This is a genomic window from Methylophaga pinxianii, from assembly GCF_020447225.1.
In the GTDB taxonomy this organism is placed as follows: Bacteria; Pseudomonadota; Gammaproteobacteria; order Nitrosococcales; family Methylophagaceae; genus Methylophaga; species Methylophaga pinxianii.
On sequence record NZ_JAJAEO010000173.1, the window covers coordinates 28,257 to 47,271 of the forward strand.

Consider the following 19,015-nt stretch of genomic DNA (forward strand, 5'->3'; position numbering starts at 1 on the left):
TATTAGTTTTTACCAGTTGTATCAGGCCGCTTTGGTGGCAATTTTTAATAAACCATCCAATGACGCTGCTTTAGGTTTGACCAGCCAGAATTCTTTAATCGCCTGTTCAAAACGATCCAGAACCTGGTGCGCCCAGATACTACCGGTTTCACGCACGTGGTCTTCAATAAGGCCTTTAAGATGCAGAGCGGCTTCTGACATTTCGTCACCATCTATCCGCACCAATTCAACCAGCTCTTCGTTATAACGCTCAGCAAAGGTGTTATCCAAATCCAGCACATAAGCCAGACCACCGGTCATACCTGCCCCAAAGTTCAGGCCGGTTTCGCCTAATACGGCAACCACACCACCAGTCATGTATTCACAACCGTGATCACCAACACCTTCTACAACAGCGACTGCACCAGAGTTACGTACTGCAAAACGTTCACCGGCTTTACCCGCGGCATATAATTCACCACCGGTAGCACCGTATAAACAGGTGTTTCCGATAATGCTGGCATTCTGTGTTTCAAAGTCACTTTCTGGTGATGGATAAATGGTCAGCTTACCTGCTGCCATGCCTTTGCCTACATAATCATTGGCATCACCTTCCAGGCGCATTTCCAGACCACCGGCATTAAATACGCCGAAACTTTGTCCAGCAGAACCTTTCAAGTTAAGGCGAACCGGTTTATCAATCATGCCGTAATTGCCATGAAGTTTTGCAATCTCGCCCGACAGGCGTGCGCCGATAGAGCGGTTAATGTTACGAATGGTGTAATTGAATTCCCCACCGGTTTTATTGACGATGGTTTCTTTAATATCCGCTACCATCTGCTCAGCCAATTCACCTTTGTCATATGCTTCATTTTTCGGTGCCAGACAAAATTGTGGTTTATCTTTCGCCACACCGGCATCAGACAACAATGGACTCAGATCAAGACCGCGCTGCTTGTCAGTATTTCCTGGCAGGATTTCGAGTAAATCGGTACGACCGATCAAATCCTGCAGACTATGCACTCCTAATTTAGCTAACCACTCCCGGGTTTCACGTGCAACAAACTGGAAGTAGTTCATCACCATTTGTGGCAAACCGATAAAGTGTTGAGTGCGCAGTTTTTCATTTTGCGTTGCGACACCGGTCGCGCAGTTATTCAAATGACAGATCCGCAGGTATTTACAACCTAAAGCCACCATCGGTCCGGTACCAAAACCAAAACTTTCTGCCCCCAGAATAGCGGCTTTAATAACATCCAGGCCGGTTTTCAAACCACCGTCCGTCTGCAGACGCACTTTGTCGCGTAAATCATTAGCACGCAGAGTTTGATGAGCTTCACTTAAGCCAAGCTCCCAAGGACCGCCGGCATATTTAACCGAAGTCAGCGGACTGGCACCAGTACCACCGTCATAACCGGAGATGGTAATCAAATCGGCGTAGGCTTTTGCCACACCTGCTGCTACTGTTCCAACGCCAGCTTGTGATACCAGTTTTACTGATACCAATGCATCAGGGTTTACCTGTTTCAAATCAAAGATCAGCTGAGCCAGATCTTCAATTGAATAGATATCATGATGTGGTGGCGGAGAAATTAATGTTACACCTGGTACAGAATGACGCAGCGTGGCAATCATCTGATTAACTTTGCCGCCCGGTAACTGACCACCCTCACCCGGTTTAGCGCCTTGAGCGATTTTGATCTGCAGTACTTCAGCATTGACCAGATAATGCGGTGTCACACCGAAACGACCTGAGGCTATCTGTTTGATTTTGGAAACACGCTCGTTACCAAAACGATCTGGATCTTCACCACCCTCACCCGAATTCGAACGTCCGCCTAAACGGTTCATCGCAATCGCCAGCGCTTCATGCGCTTCCGGCGATAAAGCGCCTAAAGACATGCCTGCACTGTCGAAGCGTTTCAGAATAGCGCCGGTATCTTCAACGTCATCAATATTCAACGGTGTCTCGGCCAGTTTCACGTCCAGCAAATCACGCAACACCATTGCAGGTCGTTCGTTAACTAAAGCCGCATAAGCTTTGTAATCGTCGTAACTTCCACCCTGAACGGCTTTTTGTAATGTGCCAATGACATCGGGGTTATACGCATGATATTCACCACCATGGATGAATTTCAGCAAACCACCTTGTTCACGTTTTTTACGTTGATTCCAAGCCAGTTTGGACAGTTGCAACTGATCTTCATGTAACGCGTTGAAATCCGCACCGTTCACTCGGCTGGTAGTGGCTGTAAAACATTTATCGACCACTGCATCGTTCAAACCGACGATTTCAAACAATTGTGCCCCACGGTAACTGGCAATTGTTGATATCCCCATTTTTGAGGTAATTTTGAACAAGCCTTTGTTGATACCTTTACGATAATGACGGCACAACTCGGCATGTTCGATATCCCGGATCTCATTGGTAGAACGTAAATCCTGCAGACAAGCATAAGCCAGATAAGGATAAATCGCTGTCGCCCCATAGCCCAGCAACACCCCAAAATGATGGGGGTCGCGAGCTGTCGCAGTTTCAACAACAATATTGGCGTCACAACGTAAACCGGCTTTAATCAGGTATTGATGCACCGCACCTGTGGCCAGTAAAGCATGGACCGGTAAGGTTTCTTTCGAAATACCTCGATCAGTGAGAATCAATATCACATTGCCATTACGAACGGCTTGTTCAGCCTCGGCACAAATGGCATCAATCGCTTTTTCAAGACCCATTTCCGGCTGGTAATTCAATGAAATTCGATACGATTTATATTCCGGATCGTTATCACCCAGTTTCAGAATCTGTTCAAACAGATTTTCTGTCAGTACAGGTGAATCCAGTACCACGCGTTGGGCATGATCTTCACCTTCTTCAAACAGGTTTCGCTCTTTACCGATACAAGTCTCCAGCGACATCACGATATTTTCACGTAATGGATCGATGGGCGGATTTGTTACCTGAGCAAACTGCTGACGAAAATAGTCATACAAGGAACGTACTTTTTGTGACATAACCGCAAACGGACTATCATCACCCATTGAGCCTACAGCTTCTTGACCCATTTCACCCAATACACGAATGACCTGATCGCGCTCTTCAAAACTAACGCCGAACATTTTTTCATAAATATCAAGTTCATCGCCCTGAATTTCAGGCAATGTGTGCTGCTCATCTGTTTCAGTGTCCTGTAGTCGTTGCAGATTGTTATCCAACCATTCACGGTACGGTTGAGCGGTTTTAAGCATATTGTTGATATCTTCTGGCATCAACAATTCACCGGTTTGTGTGTCCACAGCCAACATTTGACCTGGTTTCAAGCGGCCTTTTTCAACCACATCTTCCGGTTGATAGTTATAAACACCGACTTCTGAGGCGAGAGTAATATGACGGTCTTTGGTAATGACATAGCGAGCTGGACGTAGCCCGTTACGATCTAATGTACATGCAGCATAACGACCATCAGTGATAACGACCCCTGCAGGACCATCCCATGGCTCCATATGCATAGAGTTAAAATCATAGAATGCCTTCAGATCAGCATCCATGGTTGGATCATTCTGCCAAGCCGGTGGAATCAGTAAACGCATTGCACGGAACATGCTCACACCACCCGCCAATAAGGCTTCAAGCATATTGTCCATACTGGACGAGTCAGAACCAGTGGTACCGACTAATGGACGGATATCTTCCATATTCTCGATTAATGAAGTGGCAAATTTTGCACCACGAGCCAAGGCCCAATTGCGATTGCCTTGAACTGTATTAATTTCACCATTGTGCGCCAAATAACGGAATGGTTGCGCCAAACGCCATTGCGGCCAGGTGTTGGTTGAGAATCGTTGATGGAAAACACAAATTGCCGTTTCCATGCGCTCATCACTGAGATCTTTGTAGAAAACCGGCAAATATGAAGGCATGACCAAGCCTTTATACGACACCACTTGTGAAGACAGACTTGGAATATAGAAATCTTTATCGTCAGTAATAGCTTTTTCAGCTTTACGGCGAGCAATATACAGATTGCGTTCGAATGTGGCATCGTCCATCGCGTCACCAGCATTCACAAAAACATGGCGCATTTTTGGCAGTAAACGTAATGCTTCTTGACCACAGGCTGTTTCAGCATCGACCGGCACTTCGCGCCAGCCTAAAACGTGTAAACCCTGTTCAGTAAGTTTTTCAGTTACCGTATCCTGTGCCAACTGTGCCTTGTTGTCGTCCTGTGACAGAAAAACCATACCGACGGCATAACGCTGGGCCAATGAAAAGCCAAGCTCTTGCGCTATCGCCCTAAAAAAGCTGTCCGGTTTCTTCAGCAATAAACCACAACCGTCGCCGGTCTTACCATCAGCACCAATCGCGCCTCGATGAGTGAGGTTACCCAGAGCTTCAATGGCTGTTTTAACAAGCCAATGACTGGGTTTACCATCCATCTGGGCAATCAGTCCGAATCCGCAGTTATCGCGCTCAAATTCAGGTCTGTATAGACCTTGTGTTAGTTCTGTTGGCTGACTCACGTCACATACCTTCATCGTTTGTTAGCGCCGTCGCAGCTCCATTCTGGTGGTTAAACCAGCACAGCTATGTCTAAACTGAGGAGCGTCGCACAAAAACACGGCAGAAAGGATCACCTAGTATAACGATTGATCCCGCACCATTCAATTCTAGCTACATCTTAGACTACATTTTTCAGCAGTAAATTTTCCTATTTTCAATAAAATAGCTAAAATGCACTGCTTTTCTGACAATACAATCGGACTAACAATGGACAAACCGCTGGTAGGTGTAGTGATGGGTAGTAACAGTGACTGGCCTGTCATGCAAAAAGCCGTGGAACAACTCGACGCTTTTGGCATTGCTTACGAAACTCAAGTTGTTTCTGCTCACCGTACACCCGATCTGCTTACCGAATATGCCAAAACCGCCAAATCGAGAGGACTGAGTTCCATTATCGCTGGTGCTGGTGGTGCCGCTCACCTACCCGGTATGCTTGCAGCGAATACTTTAGTCCCTGTTCTTGGCGTCCCGGTTCCATCACGCTATTTAAAAGGGCAGGACTCTTTATTATCAATAGTCCAAATGCCAAAAGGTATACCGGTGGCCACCTTCGCCATTGGCGAAGCGGGTGCCGCTAATGCCGCATTGTTCGCGATTGCTCAGTTAGCGATTCATGATAAGCAACTGGCGGCTAAATTAGAGCAATTTCGTAAAGATCAGCATCAGGCTGTATTGGATATGACACTTCCACCATTAGCATAAAACTGAGGACGTAATGATTTTACCAGGTGCAACATTAGGCATGTTGGGGGGCGGTCAATTGGGTCGCATGTTTACAACTGCCGCTCAGACCATGGGTTACAAAGTTATCGTGCTGGATCCTGATAAGAACAGTCCGGCTGGAATCATTGCAGATAAACACATTTGTGCCGCTTATACTGACGAATCATCCCTGGCCGAGCTGGCTCAGCAATGCTCGGCAATCACTACTGAATTTGAAAATATTCCAGCCAACACACTCGCTTTCCTTGAAAACCGTACTGTAGTTCATCCATCATCAACTGCTCTGGCCAGCACCCAGAACCGTAATGTAGAGAAAAACTTCATTCGCGCCCAAGGCATTGCGACCGTGCCATTTGTCAGTATTTATAAGCGTGATGATTTTGCCGATGTCAGCAATCAGATTCACTTTCCAGCCATTCTTAAAGTGGCCACTTTTGGCTACGACGGAAAAGGTCAAATCGTTTGTGAAGATTTACAGGCAGCCTATGAAGCATTTGATGCTCTGGGTCAAAAGGAATGTGTTCTGGAGCAGCGAATTGATCTGGAACGTGAAATTTCGGTCGTTTTGGCTCGAAGCCAAGAAGGCCACATCACTGCATTTCCAGTGGCAGAAAATGTTCATATCAATGGAATTTTACATTCCACCAGCGTACCAAGTATTGCCACAGAAGCTCAGCAACAAACCGCTGTTGAAATGGCCGGTAAAATTGCACACGGACTGAATTATGTAGGCACGATGGCTGTGGAGTTTTTTATCTCCAAACAAGGAGAGATCATTGCTAATGAGATTGCACCGCGCCCCCATAATTCCGGTCACTACACGTTAGATGCCTGCCAAACCTCACAATTTGAACAACAGGTTCGAATGTTATGTGGTCTTCCTGCAGGCAATGCCGAATTAGTCACTCCCGTGGTGATGATCAATTTACTCGGGGATGTCTGGGGGAACAGTCAACCACATTGGGACAAACTACTGACCAAACCAAATATCAAACTTCATTTGTACGGGAAAAAAGAAGCGAGAGCAGGTCGTAAGATGGGGCATTACAATGTATTGGCGGACAGTAGTGATTCTGCAATGCTAACTGCTATTGAAACATTTGCAGCCATCAAAGCCGATTAATGCATAAGGTCACGATTACGTATTGTACCCAATGTCGCTGGATGCTCAGAGCAGCGTGGATGGCCCAGGAGCTGCTGAGCACTTTTGATGGTGAACTCACCGAGTTAACGCTGAAAACAGGTACTGGTGGGATTTTTGAAGTAACCGCAGACGACCAGCTGGTTTGGTCTAGAAAACTGGAAGGACGATTTCCGGAAATCACTGAGCTAAAACAACGAGTTCGTGATGTTATTGTTCCTGATCGCGATTTAGGCCATTCTGATCGAAAAAAATAAAACGATGAAACGTGAAATATAAAAAAGGGATGCAATGCATCCCTTTTTATTCACCATAACTCAGGCACTTTCCACTTTCTCGCTGTAGCCACAATCTTTCTGCGGACAAACTTTTTCGGTGCCTTTGCTCTTGGTGGTTTTAATGGTCAATATCGGCCACTGACAATTTGGACAAGCTTCTTTAACAGGCTCATTCCATAATGCATAGTCACATGTTGGATATTCCGAGCATGAATAAAATACTTTGCCACGGCGTGACTTGCGGGTCAGAATCTCACCCTTGTTACATTTAGGACATTCCACACCAGTATTTTCAGGTTGCTCCAATGATTCGATGTGTTTGCATTTGGGGTAGCTACTACAGCCGATAAACTTACCGTACTTACCGGTCCGTACCCATAAATCTGATTCACATTTTGGACACTTGCGCCCTTCAACCACTTCCGGCTCACTGGCTGTGGTTTCTTCACCATCAATATTTCGGGTGTAATCACATTCAGGATAACCGGTACAACCAATAAATCGACCACTACGGCCCAATCTGCTGGAGAGTTTTTTGCCACATTTCGGACAATCCTCATCCAACAGTTCCTGTGTCACATCACTACGCTGGACTTCTTTATCCTTGGTTTCCACTTGTTCTTTAAAGGGACCCCAGAAATTGCGTAACAAGGGTATCCATTCGGCTTCGCCACGTGACACGGCGTCCAAATCATCTTCAAGTTTGGCGGTAAAATCATAGTCTACATAACGGGTAAAATGCTGAACCAGAAACTTACCAACCACTCGTCCCACATCGGTAGGATGAAAACGCTTGGTAATCAGTTCAACATACTCCCGCTGCAATAACGTGGAAATAATGCTCGCATAGGTTGAGGGACGACCAATATCATGTTCTTCCAGACTTCTTACCAGGCTGGCCTCACTATATCGAGGTGGCGGCTCGGTAAAGTGCTGCTCGGGACGAATGGCCACGAGATCAATAACCTCGCCCACTTCCATCGGTGGCAAGATATTTTCATCCTTATCGCCTTTAGTATCGTCTTTGCCCTCAAGATAGACACTCATAAAGCCGGGATTCACTACCGTTGAACCATTAGCTCGAAACGTATTACCTTTGCCACAACCTAAATCGACAGCAACAGTATTTAAGGTCGCATGGATCATCTGACTGGCTAAAGTACGTTGCCAGATCAGGTTATACAATTTGTATTGATCGGCGGATAAATACGCTTTCATTTCGTCCGGCGTGCGCAGGACGGAAGTCGGTCTTATCGCTTCATGCGCTTCCTGTGCATTTTTGGATTTGGTCTTATATTCTTGCGGTTTGCTGGGGACTGATTTGGCACCATAACGCTGGCCGATAAAGATACGAATTTCTTCAATGGCTTCTGCGGCAAGTGTTACTGAGTCGGTACGCATATAGGTAATCAAACCTTCTGCACCCTCACCTGTATCCACACCTTCGTATAGCTGTTGCGCCACACTCATCGTACGTTGGGCACCAAAACCTAATTTACGCGAAGCTTCCTGTTGCAAGGTAGATGTTGTAAAAGGGGCAGCTGGGTTACGTTTCCGTTGTTTCTTCTCAACATGGGTGACCAGTAACTTGCCTTCGGCCGCCTTAGTTAATGTGTTGACCACATCCTCAGCCTGCTCTGTTTTCTCAATACTGAACTGGCTGAGTTTTTCATTTTTATAGTGCGTCAGTTTTGCCTGGAACGGTGTTTTTTCAGCCGATGCATCGGCTTCGATAGTCCAGTACTCCTGAGCTTTGAAGGCTTCAATTTCCAGCTCACGCTCAACAATCATCCGCAATGCAGGACTTTGTACTCGCCCGGCAGACAAACCTCGACGTACTTTTTTCCATAACAGTGGCGAAAGTGTAAACCCCACCAGATAATCAAGTGCCCGGCGGGCTTGTTGTGCATTCACTAAATCCATCGATAGTTCTCGTGGATTTGCCACAGCATCATTGACTGCCTGCTTGGTAATTTCGTGAAAGACGACGCGGAAAACATCTTTATCCTTTAATACGCCTTTCTTTTTTAATAATTCAAATAAATGCCAGGATATGGCCTCTCCCTCACGATCCGGATCCGTTGCCAGATAGAGTGAATCAGCTTTTTTCATGGCTTTTGCGATCGCTTCGACATGCTTGCTATTGCGGTCGATTACTTGATACTTCATCGCAAAATCATTGGAGGGGTCAACAGCGCCCTCTTTTGGCAGCAAATCCCTCACATGCCCATAGGATGCTAAGACTTCGACATCTTTGCCCAGATATTTTTTAATAGTCTTGGCCTTGGCCGGTGACTCAACTATGACGAGTTTATTTCCCATATAATCCTGTACCAAAAATAGACGCTCTAAATGACACTGCCCGTGTAAAACGGGCAGTGTTATAAACAATAAGAGCGGTCAAATTCAGTGAATAACCGCCTCCAAATCTTCAAACACCAAATCTTCCATCCAGGCGTAAGCAACTTCTCTACCCGGCTGATAAAACAACACCATGAGTACGACCCATTTGAGCTGTTCCAGATCAATTTCTTCACTTTCCAGTGCCAGCACACGCTCAATAACAACTTCGCGGGTTTCGACATCCAAAACCCCTACCTGTTCCAGAAACAATAAATAGCCACGACAGTGAATGTCCAGACGTTCTATTTCGCTGTCACTGAAAACACGGATATGTGTATTGGGATTGTCTGTCTGCGGTGCCACTACAGTCATGTTATCGAGCCAATCGAGTGCTTTGTGTATTTCAAGTTCCTGAAAGCCTACCTGCTCTAATTCAAGTTCCAGGACATCTTTATCAGGTTGGTTGCTATCTTCCGTATCGATATAGTTTTCGAACAGATAGAGCAACACGTCAATTACATTTTCTTTCATCGGCTTCTCTGTTATGGGCCTGGTCCGATTCCGGTCCGGACATAACGTCCTCCGGGTAAGGTAGCAACCTGACCTTGCAGCTCCAGTAATAACAGCATGGATGAAACGGCATCAGCCGTCAATCCGCTTTTGTCAATAAGCATATCGATATGAATGGGGTCATATCCTAAAAATTCAAACAATTGCTGATAATCGTTATCTAATTCTTTTGTGTTGAAATCAGTTTGCGAAAACACTGTTTGCGCTTCTGATTGCGGCACAACACCTGCCATTGCCCCAAGTTCTTCAATAATATCATTGGCCGTTTCAACTAATTTCGCGCCTTCCCGGATCAATTGATGACAACCACGTGATAATGGGTTATGAATCGAGCCGGGGATAGCAAACACTTCTCTTCCCTGCTCCATCGCCATTCTTGCCGTAATTAATGAACCACTTTTTACAGCGGCCTCCACCACCAGGGTACCCAAACTTAGACCACTGATAATACGATTACGTCGAGGGAAATTTTCAGCTTTAGGGGAAGTCCCTAACGGAAACTCGGAAACAATCGCGCCATTTTCTGCAATATGATGAGCCAAATCTCGATGCGCTGCCGGATAAACCCGATCCAGCCCTGTACCAATAACAGCAATGGTTTTCCCCGCCCCGGCTAACGCCCCCTTATGTGCCGCTGCATCAATACCGGTTGCCAGACCGCTGGTAATTACGATATCGCCCTGTGCCAGATACCGGGCAAAGTCAAAAGCCGTATCACGGCCAGAAGCCGATGGATTACGACTGCCTACCACAGCCAGCTGCCATTTACTGAGTAAATGGATATCACCCTGGACAAACAGCAAAGCTGGCGGATCGGATATTTGTTGAAGCAATTCCGGATACAATGGATGTTGTTGATCAATGACATGCCGATTATCCGCCGATAACCACTGCAAATCCTGTTCGACTTGATCCCAATCCGGCGTTTGCAGTAACGACACAATTTTCGGATCGATACCTTTCAACAAACGGGGTTCACGAAAAATATCGGCTGGAGAGTTTACTTGACCAACAAGTTTACTAAAGGTCGCCGGTCCAACGCCGGGAATACGCTGCAGAGCCAGCTGACATGCTAATGACAGTTGCGAAGCGGAAAATCTATGCAAACTTTTGAGTTTCCCTTATTGAGCGGAGCGCACCTTGTCGAACAGATGCATGGATGTAGTGGCTTTCATCACGATCGCGTAACTCACTTTTTCATACAATTTGAATACCATGGCTTCACCCGCATGTTCGTCAGGCAATGTAACGGTCGCATCACGGTCGGCACTGACCGCATCCCGAATGGTTTTACCCGCCTTATAAACAGACAAAACATGGCCATTTTCCAGTCCATCCTGACTACCAATATTTAATACAACTATTTGATACTGACCTACTTGAGAAACGCCATCAAACACCGAAATAATAATGCCTTCCATGGGTTGTGTAGGTGCCCTTGGGAAGAAATTGAGATCGAAGTTTTCCTCTTCCACAGGAAGTAGTTTATCGCCAACCATCACTTCGCGACTGGTATAGGTTAAATTCAACGTCGACACTTCACCCGGTTGAGTAACTACCGCATCGCCTGAATAAATTGCTTCAACACCCAGCTCTTCACCAGTATCAGGGTCAAAATAGATTTTTCCTCCACGGAACACACTGAAAGCATTGCCTTCAGGTTCGGTGGTGATGCCTCGAGCATAAATATCATCTCCAGCACCAGACAAAAGTCTTTCATCAGTGGTCGCCACAATGTAGGGCGCGGCATCCAGCACTTCCACGCCGACCACTCGTGGTTTTGTCAAAAAGGGACGGATAATGGACAAAGGAATGGTGTTGATCGCTTCATCAATGCGAACCTCACGCATTTCAGGTGAAAGCTTGAAGGTTTGTTGACCACGATTTAACTCTAAGACCGGTCTACCATCGCGGTAGACCAATGTTAATTCATCACCAGGGTAAATCAGGTGAGGATTTTCAACCTGCGGATTAACTTGCCAGATTTCTGGCCAATGCCAGGGATATTGAAGAAATTTCGCTGATATATCCCAAAGTGTATCGCCTTTAACTACCACATAGCGTTCTGGATGATTTGGATTAAGAGCCACCTCGTTTGCCAGCAAAGCAGAACTCATCAACAGGGCCATTAAACCCAAACAGATGTGACGTATCATCATAAAATCCTCATGGACGCTACAGGGCAGCCATATCCCTGGACAGACAGCAACGGCTCATAGTGTCTAATAAGCGTTTACACTAATCAAGTAATCTGGCAACAAACTTGGTTTATAATGTGTCGATATCTCGACTGGTTAAACTTTTTTGTCGCTCACAGAGCCACAACATGAAGGACAACAATAATGAAATTAACAGCTTCCTTTATCGTCGGTATGACCATGATAAGCATGAGTTCAATCTCTATTGCTGCTGGTGACGTGGCTAAAGGCAAAGCAAAGTCTGCTGTCTGTTCGACTTGTCATGGTGCCGAGGGCATTGCCATTATGCCAACCTACCCCAACCTTGCCGGGCAAAATGCAGAATACCTTGAATCAGCACTTAAAGCATATCGAGATAAACAACGCCAGGGTGGTATGGCTGGCATCATGCAAATGCAGGCTGCCAATCTGTCTGACGACGATATCGCTAATCTCGCTGCTTATTACTCAAGTTTGAAATAAATAAACTGCTGATCCAATTATTTATAGCAGGATACTGAACATGGCTTTATTAAATATTTTACATTTCCCCGATCCCCGGTTGCGCCTTAAAGCGCTGCCAGTGGAACAAGTCACGGATGAAATCCGCCAGCTGGCCCAAAACATGTTGGAAACAATGTACGACGCTCCGGGCATTGGTTTGGCGGCAACGCAAGTTAACGAACAGAAACGTATCATCGTTATTGATGTTTCTGAAGATAAAAGCAGTCCACTTTTTTTGATCAATCCTGAGCTCTTAGCATCGCAAGGTGAGCGGGAATTTGAAGAAGGCTGCCTTTCTGTACCGGAAGCATATGAAACGGTCACTCGTGCAGACACCATTCGAGTGCGCGCCTTGAACCTGCAAGGTGACAGCTTTGAAATGGATGCTGATGGTATTCTGGCAACCTGCATTCAACATGAAATCGATCATCTCGAAGGCAAGTTATTTGTTGATTATCTAAGCAATCTTAAACGTCAACGCATCAAAAAACGGCTGGAGAAACACCAGAAACAAAAACTTTAAGGAAATCCATGCGCATCATTTTTGCCGGCACTCCGGACTTTGCAGCAACGACACTTGCTGCCCTACTGACTACCGATCATGAAATCTGCGCCGTCTACTCTCAACCGGATCGTCCTGCCGGTCGCGGTCGCAAACTGACTGCCAGTCCAGTTAAGCAACTTGCTCTACAACATCAGATTCCTGTCGAACAACCAGTCAACTTCAAAGCTGAAGCCGATCGGTTAAAACTTGCAGAATACCAAGCCGATCTCATGATTGTTGTGGCTTATGGCTTATTGTTACCACAAGTCGTTTTGGACACGCCGCGACTGGGTTGCATCAATGTGCATGCCTCCTTATTGCCCCGCTGGCGTGGAGCAGCGCCGATACAACGTGCCATTCTGGCTGGCGACCAGACCACTGGCGTTTGCATTATGCAAATGGATGCCGGGCTGGATACCGGCCCGGTTATTCAGCGCGCTGAAATTGCCATTGAATCGGATGACACCGGGCAGCAACTGCATGACAAACTGGCTCAACTCGGTGCCACTACTTTATTGGGCGCGCTGCAGGATTTTGAACAACGTCAATCTCAAGCTATCCCGCAAACTGATGCGGACAGCTGTTATGCCGCTAAATTATTGAAAACGGAAGCCAATATCGACTGGTCACAATCCGCTCAACAAATTGACCGACAAATACGTGCGTTTAATTCCTGGCCTGTGGCACAAACAAACTGGCAGGACACGATATTGAGGATCTGGGGTGCCCGTTTGATTGATGCAAATGAAGATGCCTCTCCCGGCACAATTGTGGCGGTTAACCGCGAGGGAATTGATGTCGCGACTGGAGATGGCGCCATACGCTTGCTCTCAATTCAGTCTCCCGGAAAAAAAGCCATGCCCGTGAATGATTTTCTGAATGCTCATCCGTTAAAGGCGGGCGACCATTTTGGCTAAAAAGAAATTACTTTGTGCACGTAGCGCTGCCGCCTTGGTTATTTTACGAGTTACCCAGGGACAATCGTTAACGACCGCATCCATTGATATCAGCAGACAACTTGATGAAACACAACGCGGATTATTTCAACAACTCTGCTACGGTGTAATCCGCTGGTATCCATCTCTGCAGGCAATCAGTAAGCACTTACTCTCAAAGCCCTTAAAAGCTAAAGATGCGGATATTAATGCGTTGCTGTTGATTGGAATCTACCAACTCCGCGCATTACGCATTCCAGATCATGCAGCTCTTTCTGAAACAGTGAACGCAAGTAAACTGCTGAACAAACAATGGGCAACGGGGCTGCTTAATGCGTGTTTGCGAAATTATCAACGTCAACAAGATACCGTCGAAAAGTCCATCGCGGAGCTCGATGTCAGTCGCTATGCTCATCCAGCCTGGTTGATCGAAAGATATCAGACTGATTGGCCGGATTATTGGCAAACGATTTTGACGGCCAATAATCAACAACCGCCGATGATGTTACGAGTGAATAGTCGGGAATACTCTCGAGAAGACTATCTTGCTTTATTAGCGAAAGCCGATATATCCGCTCAAGCGATTGAAAGCTGTCCCCAAGGCATATTGCTGGAACAGGCTTGTGATGTTTATGCCCTGCCTGGCTTTGTGGACGGGGCCGTCTCGGTTCAGGATGGCGCCGCACAACAAGTGGTTGACCTGCTCGATTTACAACCCGGCCAGCGCATTCTCGATGCCTGCGCGGCTCCGGGTGGTAAAACCTGCCATATTCTGGAAAGATTTTCAAAAAATGAAATGACAGCGTTGGATATCAGTGCGGAACGGCTCAAACAGGTAGAAGAAAACCTTTCGCGCTTACATTTAACGGCAAATTGTCTGACGGCAGATGCCAGCATCCCACAAAATTGGTGGAATGGTGAACAATTTGACCGTATATTAATTGATGCACCCTGTACTGGCAGTGGCGTCATCCGTCGGCATCCAGATATCAAGCTGCTGAGAAAACCAGAGGATATTGAACAGCTAGCTCAACAACAACGTGCTTTGCTGGATAATTTATGGCCATTACTGAAACCCAATGGCTTATTGGTATACACCACCTGCTCTGCATTTAAGCAGGAAAACGAATTACAAATAGAAGCATTTTTGCATCGACAGCCTGACGCTATGGAGCAGCTTCCAGTGAAGGTTCCAGCACGAAGAGCAGGCTTCGGCTATCAATTGCTACCGGGAGATAACGATCTGGATGGTTTCTATTATGCCTGCTTACGTCGCCGTTAAACGTCTTCTGACGTCTATTGTTTTTGTGTTTGTGTCTGTGCAAACCGTGCAGGCCGAGGCATTTCGAATTGAAGAAGCCCATACCTCTCCCGCAGGGAATGGCTACTTGCTCAATGCCACCATCAGTTACCCGCTAAACCCGCGGGTCAAAGAGGCGCTTTATAACGGCGTGCCCATCACCTTTGTCCAGGAAATTCAGCTGATACGGATTTATCCTCTTCTGGGAGATTGGTGGCAATGGCGCAGTACACTCTGGTCAACAGAATTACACTACATCTTGCGCTATCACGATCTTTCACAGCAGTATTTATTGCATTCTATGGAAACCAAAACCCATCGTAATTTTCCAACGATGGAAAGTGCTTTAAGCAGCATGGGAGAAATCAAAGATTTCAGTCTCCCGCCACAGCACACTCTCGATACGAATAATTTAATTTTGCGATTAAGCAGCCAGATTGATCTTAATGCATTGCCTTCACCCATGCGTCCGGGGGCTTTTCTATCTAGTAAATGGGATCTGGCCAGCGATTGGTATGAGGTGGCATGGCCTTCCAATTAATCAGAGGACTCAGTTCAGGAACCGCACCCTATTTTTCACTGGCCTTGTTGTTATTACTGCTGGCCTATTTGTTAAGTGCTGCGACTCAGGACACCTCCCGCCTCAATGATTTATTTCTTTACATTTTTGGGCTGGGTCTGGTCTGTATGCTATTGCTGGCGGGCATCCTGGCTCGAGGTTTATACCGACTTTACCGGGATTTTAAAAGAAAGGCTCCGGGCTCCCGGCTAACACTGAAACTGGTCAGCTTATTTGTCCTGTTAATTGTCGGATCAACCAGCATCGTTTATGGCTTCTCGGTTCACTTCCTGCAACGTGGAATCAATAGCTGGTTCGATGTTAAAGTGGAACAGGCTTTGGAAGATTCGCTGGAGCTGAGCCGTAACGCATTTGGCATTCGCATGCGAACCTTGCTGCGTCAGACCAGGATGATGGCGGGAGTTCTCTCGGAGCTTCCTGATGCGCGCCTCACGAATAGTCTTCGAGAACTGGTGCAATTAAGCGGTGCATTGGATATCAGTGTCTGGAATATGAGTGGCCAGCTGGTCGTTTCGAGTATCGAAAACCCGGCTATTTTTCTTCCTGAAGCACCTGATGAGTCCATTGTTCGACGACTGCAGCAAGGCGAAGATTATATCGGTCTGGATCCTGCAGCAAATGATGAGCTGGAGTTACGTGCAGCCGTCATGTTACCCCGCAAGTCGATTCTGGCAGAAGAGCGATTTTTACATGTCGCCTTCCCCGTCAATGAGCACCTCAGCTCATTGGGAAAAAACGTTCAGGATGCTTACACTGACTACAAAGAGCTCAGTTATTTGCGTAAACCCTTGGTGACTATATTTACCTTGACCTTAAGCCTGATTGTTTTCCTGACCATGCTGGCTTCTATCTGGTTTGCAGTATGGATTTCCCGCCGCATGGTGCAACCATTGCAAGAGCTGGCGGCCGGTACGCAGGCTGTCGCTTCGGGCAACTACAATATGCAGCTAACCCCTTCCGGACATGATGAAATAGGCTTTTTAGTACGCTCATTCAATCAAATGACCCAGCGCCTGACTCAGGCCCGAAATGCCTCGGACAGAAGTCATCGCCTACTTGAACAACAGACCAGCTATCTGACGACTGTATTAGGCAGCTTGTCCAGTGGTGTTATTACCATTGATAACGATCTGTATCTGCGAACGGCAAATGTCGCCAGCAGCAAAATTCTCGGGGTGAATTTACAGCAACGCCTGGAGAGTTCTCTGGATACTCTGGGGAAACTCAATGATAACCTGCACAGTTTTTCATTGTTAATACAAAACTATACTTTCAAAGCCGTTGCCTGGCAGCAACAAATCGAACTTAACCAACCCAAAGGCCGACAAACCCTGATGTGCCACGGCACCCCTCTACCGGCTGAAACGGGCTGGGTCATTGTGTTTGACGACATCACCGCCTTACTGCAAGCACAACGTAATGCAGCCTGGGGTGAAGTAGCCAGACGATTGGCTCATGAAATCAAGAATCCATTGACTCCTATACAATTATCTGCCGAACGTTTACAACATAAATATGCCTCACTGGTACCACCGGATCAAACCGAGACATTACAAAAACTCACTGATACTATCGTGCAGCAGGTAGAAGCCATGAAAGACATGGTTAATGAGTTTTCGGATTATGCACGCAGTCCCGGATTACAATTAGAAAAAGTATCGATTGGAGAGTTGCTGCGAGAAGTATTGACGCTATATCAAAGTCACTCTAATCATCAATTCACCTTACTGAACAGTCCGACTGAAATTCGGATCAAAGTGGATAAAAACCGGATGCGTCAGGTATTTCACAACTTGCTGAAAAATGCCATTGAAGCCAGCGAGGAAGCCGAAAAACCGGTAGACATTGTCATCAGTTATCAGATAGTTGTGCAGCAACATATGCCCTGGTTGGAAATCATCATTAATGATCAGGGGCCCGGGTTCCCGCAAGAGATGATAGATAAATTGTTTGAACCCTATGCGACTACCAAAATCAAAGGCACAGGACTGGGTCTGGCGATTGTCAAAAAAATCATCGAAGAACATGGCGGGGATGTTTGGGCAGAAAACCTTAACCCCGAAGGAGCAGGTATAATAATCCGGCTACCACTGGAGGAAGATTAGGCGTGAGTACTGAAAAACCACTTATTTTAGTTGTAGACGATGAGCCCGATATTCGTGAGCTTATCAAAGATATTCTCGAAGATGAGGCCTATAGGGTTGTCACCGCGAGTAATGGAGAAGAGGCGCGCCTGGTTTTTACACAAAATCAACCTCAACTGGTCTTGTTGGATATCTGGATGCCAGACGTTGACGGTATTAGCCTGCTCAAGGAATTTAAACAACAAAATGCTGGCGTAACAATCGTGATGATGTCTGGCCATGGCACTATCGAAACCGCCGTGGAAGCCACTCGCTCAGGGGCAACCGACTTTATTGAAAAACCGTTATCGATGGCGAAGTTATTACGTGCTGTAGAGTTAGCCATTGAAAACCGAGCCAAACAAGCGGCTCAGCGTCATGAGTTTGCCCTGGAACCTGTCGGTAAAAGCGCCAAATTAACCCAGCTTCGTGAACAGGCCGAGAGGGTTGCTGGTCATGAAATGCCGATTTTACTCATGGGCGAAGGCGGTACAGGTAAACATTGTTTTGCCTACTACTTGCATAGATTAGGTCTTTATAGTGGCGGTAAATTTATCGAGGTCAGCCCGGAAAGCTTTCCGCTGGATAGCCATAAACTGGTCTCACTGGCACAAAATAATACCCTGTACATTAACGATGTAGCGCTGCTCAGTGATGAGGCACAAGCCCTGCTGCAGCACTTGCTGGAAAGTGGTCGGATGAAAGACTGTCAGTTGATCTGTGCAACGCAACTGGGGTTGGATAAAGTGATAGCTCGCGGCGATTTTAGTGAAGGTTTGTTTTATCAACTGAATACCATCACTCTGCAAATACCGTCTCTGCGCGATCATGTTGAAGATATCCCTGAACTCGTTCATTTCTTTGTTGATCAACAAACTACCCAGGCCGATCTGCCTTATCGTCGCTTCACTGTTGCCGCCCAAAATCGTCTGCGAAACTACGCATGGCCAGGCAATGTGTTGGAACTAAAAAATGTCATCCAACGTCTGCTGGTATTAGGTGATTCTGATGATATTGATGTCGATGATGTGGAGTCTGCACTTCAAGCCGAGCAACCACCTCAGGCAGATGATGTAACCGGTATTAATTTTGATCAGCCGTTACGCGAAGCACGTGAGCAGTTTGAACGAATTTATTTGCTGCAAAAACTACAGGAAACCGATGGTAACGTGGGCAAAGCCGCAAAATTAGCGGGTATGGAGCGCACCCATCTTTATCGAAAACTACGAGCACTTGGCATTGATAGTAAACAAGTTTAAG

The 19,015-nt window shown here is 46.5% G+C and carries 15 protein-coding genes; 10 read left to right on the top strand and 5 right to left on the bottom strand.

The window, feature by feature from the left end:
* Positions 1-21 precede the first annotated feature (21 nt).
* Entirely contained in the window at positions 22-4,512 is a 4,491-nt protein-coding gene (gene gltB, locus LGT40_RS09110) for a glutamate synthase large subunit (RefSeq protein ID WP_226075673.1), read from the bottom strand.
* A gap of 232 nt (positions 4,513-4,744) precedes the next feature.
* Between gltB and purE the strand changes: the two genes are divergently transcribed.
* From purE to LGT40_RS09125, 3 genes are read left to right on the top strand one after another with little or no spacing between them, the layout of a single operon-like run.
* Entirely contained in the window at positions 4,745-5,239 is a 495-nt protein-coding gene (gene purE, locus LGT40_RS09115; RefSeq protein ID WP_226075674.1) for a 5-(carboxyamino)imidazole ribonucleotide mutase, read from the top strand.
* 13 nt (positions 5,240-5,252) lie between these two features.
* Positions 5,253-6,383, top strand: a complete 1,131-nt coding sequence (locus LGT40_RS09120) for a 5-(carboxyamino)imidazole ribonucleotide synthase (protein ID WP_226075675.1) — start codon at positions 5,253-5,255, stop codon at positions 6,381-6,383.
* Complete coding sequence (locus LGT40_RS09125; RefSeq protein ID WP_226075682.1) at positions 6,383-6,658, top strand: Rdx family protein; 276 nt, start codon at positions 6,383-6,385, stop codon at positions 6,656-6,658. The genes LGT40_RS09120 and LGT40_RS09125 overlap by 1 nt, the downstream gene beginning before the upstream one ends.
* Before the next feature lie 60 nt (positions 6,659-6,718).
* On the opposite strand, the gene topA is transcribed toward LGT40_RS09125, so the two are convergent.
* The 4 genes from topA to LGT40_RS09145 form a co-directional block, all read right to left on the bottom strand.
* Positions 6,719-9,001 carry a type I DNA topoisomerase gene (topA, locus tag LGT40_RS09130; RefSeq protein WP_226075686.1) on the bottom strand — a complete coding sequence of 761 codons (2,283 nt, stop codon included), beginning with the start codon at positions 8,999-9,001 and terminating at the stop codon, positions 6,719-6,721.
* 84 nt (positions 9,002-9,085) lie between these two features.
* Positions 9,086-9,553, bottom strand: coding sequence for a Smg family protein (locus LGT40_RS09135; protein WP_226075689.1), 468 nt, complete (start codon positions 9,551-9,553; stop codon positions 9,086-9,088).
* Positions 9,554-9,564: 11 nt separating this feature from the next.
* Positions 9,565-10,698 carry a DNA-processing protein DprA gene (gene dprA, locus LGT40_RS09140; RefSeq protein WP_226075692.1) on the bottom strand — a complete coding sequence of 378 codons (1,134 nt, stop codon included), beginning with the start codon at positions 10,696-10,698 and terminating at the stop codon, positions 9,565-9,567.
* Positions 10,699-10,713: 15 nt separating this feature from the next.
* Positions 10,714-11,748 carry a LysM peptidoglycan-binding domain-containing protein gene (locus tag LGT40_RS09145; RefSeq protein ID WP_432758073.1) on the bottom strand — a complete coding sequence of 345 codons (1,035 nt, stop codon included), beginning with the start codon at positions 11,746-11,748 and terminating at the stop codon, positions 10,714-10,716.
* Between the two features lie 186 nt (positions 11,749-11,934).
* Here LGT40_RS09145 and LGT40_RS09150 point away from each other — a divergent pair, with 186 nt between their 5' ends.
* From LGT40_RS09150 to LGT40_RS09180, 7 genes are read left to right on the top strand one after another with little or no spacing between them, the layout of a single operon-like run.
* A complete protein-coding gene (locus LGT40_RS09150) occupies positions 11,935-12,252 on the top strand; it encodes a c-type cytochrome (protein WP_226075697.1) in 318 nt (105 codons plus the stop codon).
* Between the two features lie 40 nt (positions 12,253-12,292).
* Positions 12,293-12,796 (top strand): peptide deformylase, encoded by a 504-nt coding sequence (gene def / locus LGT40_RS09155; RefSeq protein WP_226075700.1) that lies wholly within the window; start codon positions 12,293-12,295, stop codon positions 12,794-12,796.
* A gap of 8 nt (positions 12,797-12,804) precedes the next feature.
* Positions 12,805-13,734, top strand: a complete 930-nt coding sequence (fmt, locus tag LGT40_RS09160; RefSeq protein ID WP_226075702.1) for a methionyl-tRNA formyltransferase — start codon at positions 12,805-12,807, stop codon at positions 13,732-13,734.
* Positions 13,727-15,034, top strand: coding sequence for a 16S rRNA (cytosine(967)-C(5))-methyltransferase RsmB (rsmB, locus tag LGT40_RS09165; RefSeq protein ID WP_226075705.1), 1,308 nt, complete (start codon positions 13,727-13,729; stop codon positions 15,032-15,034). Before fmt ends, rsmB begins: the two co-directional genes overlap by 8 nt.
* Positions 15,012-15,593 (top strand): DUF4390 domain-containing protein, encoded by a 582-nt coding sequence (locus LGT40_RS09170; protein ID WP_226075720.1) that lies wholly within the window; start codon positions 15,012-15,014, stop codon positions 15,591-15,593. Before rsmB ends, LGT40_RS09170 begins: the two co-directional genes overlap by 23 nt.
* The gene (locus LGT40_RS09175; protein ID WP_226075723.1) at positions 15,578-17,737 is read left to right on the top strand and encodes a sensor histidine kinase; all 2,160 of its coding nucleotides are present in this window, start codon (positions 15,578-15,580) and stop codon (positions 17,735-17,737) included. The genes LGT40_RS09170 and LGT40_RS09175 overlap by 16 nt, the downstream gene beginning before the upstream one ends.
* 2 nt (positions 17,738-17,739) lie before the next feature.
* Entirely contained in the window at positions 17,740-19,014 is a 1,275-nt protein-coding gene (locus LGT40_RS09180; RefSeq protein ID WP_226075727.1) for a sigma-54-dependent transcriptional regulator, read from the top strand.
* Position 19,015: the final 1 nt, after the last annotated feature.

What these genes read in the sequence shown, in the direction of transcription:
- gltB (WP_226075673.1), bottom strand. Translation starts at nt 4,512, where the DNA reads ATGAAGGTATGTGACGTGAGTCAGCCAACAGAACTAACACAAGGTCTA.
- purE (WP_226075674.1), top strand. Translation starts at nt 4,745, where the DNA reads ATGGACAAACCGCTGGTAGGTGTAGTGATGGGTAGTAACAGTGACTGG.
- LGT40_RS09120 (WP_226075675.1), top strand. Translation starts at nt 5,253, where the DNA reads ATGATTTTACCAGGTGCAACATTAGGCATGTTGGGGGGCGGTCAATTG.
- LGT40_RS09125 (WP_226075682.1), top strand. Translation starts at nt 6,383, where the DNA reads ATGCATAAGGTCACGATTACGTATTGTACCCAATGTCGCTGGATGCTC.
- topA (WP_226075686.1), bottom strand. Translation starts at nt 9,001, where the DNA reads ATGGGAAATAAACTCGTCATAGTTGAGTCACCGGCCAAGGCCAAGACT.
- LGT40_RS09135 (WP_226075689.1), bottom strand. Translation starts at nt 9,553, where the DNA reads ATGAAAGAAAATGTAATTGACGTGTTGCTCTATCTGTTCGAAAACTAT.
- LGT40_RS09145 (WP_432758073.1), bottom strand. Translation starts at nt 11,748, where the DNA reads ATGATACGTCACATCTGTTTGGGTTTAATGGCCCTGTTGATGAGTTCT.
- LGT40_RS09150 (WP_226075697.1), top strand. Translation starts at nt 11,935, where the DNA reads ATGAAATTAACAGCTTCCTTTATCGTCGGTATGACCATGATAAGCATG.
- def (WP_226075700.1), top strand. Translation starts at nt 12,293, where the DNA reads ATGGCTTTATTAAATATTTTACATTTCCCCGATCCCCGGTTGCGCCTT.
- fmt (WP_226075702.1), top strand. Translation starts at nt 12,805, where the DNA reads ATGCGCATCATTTTTGCCGGCACTCCGGACTTTGCAGCAACGACACTT.
- LGT40_RS09170 (WP_226075720.1), top strand. Translation starts at nt 15,012, where the DNA reads ATGCCTGCTTACGTCGCCGTTAAACGTCTTCTGACGTCTATTGTTTTT.
- LGT40_RS09175 (WP_226075723.1), top strand. Translation starts at nt 15,578, where the DNA reads ATGGCCTTCCAATTAATCAGAGGACTCAGTTCAGGAACCGCACCCTAT.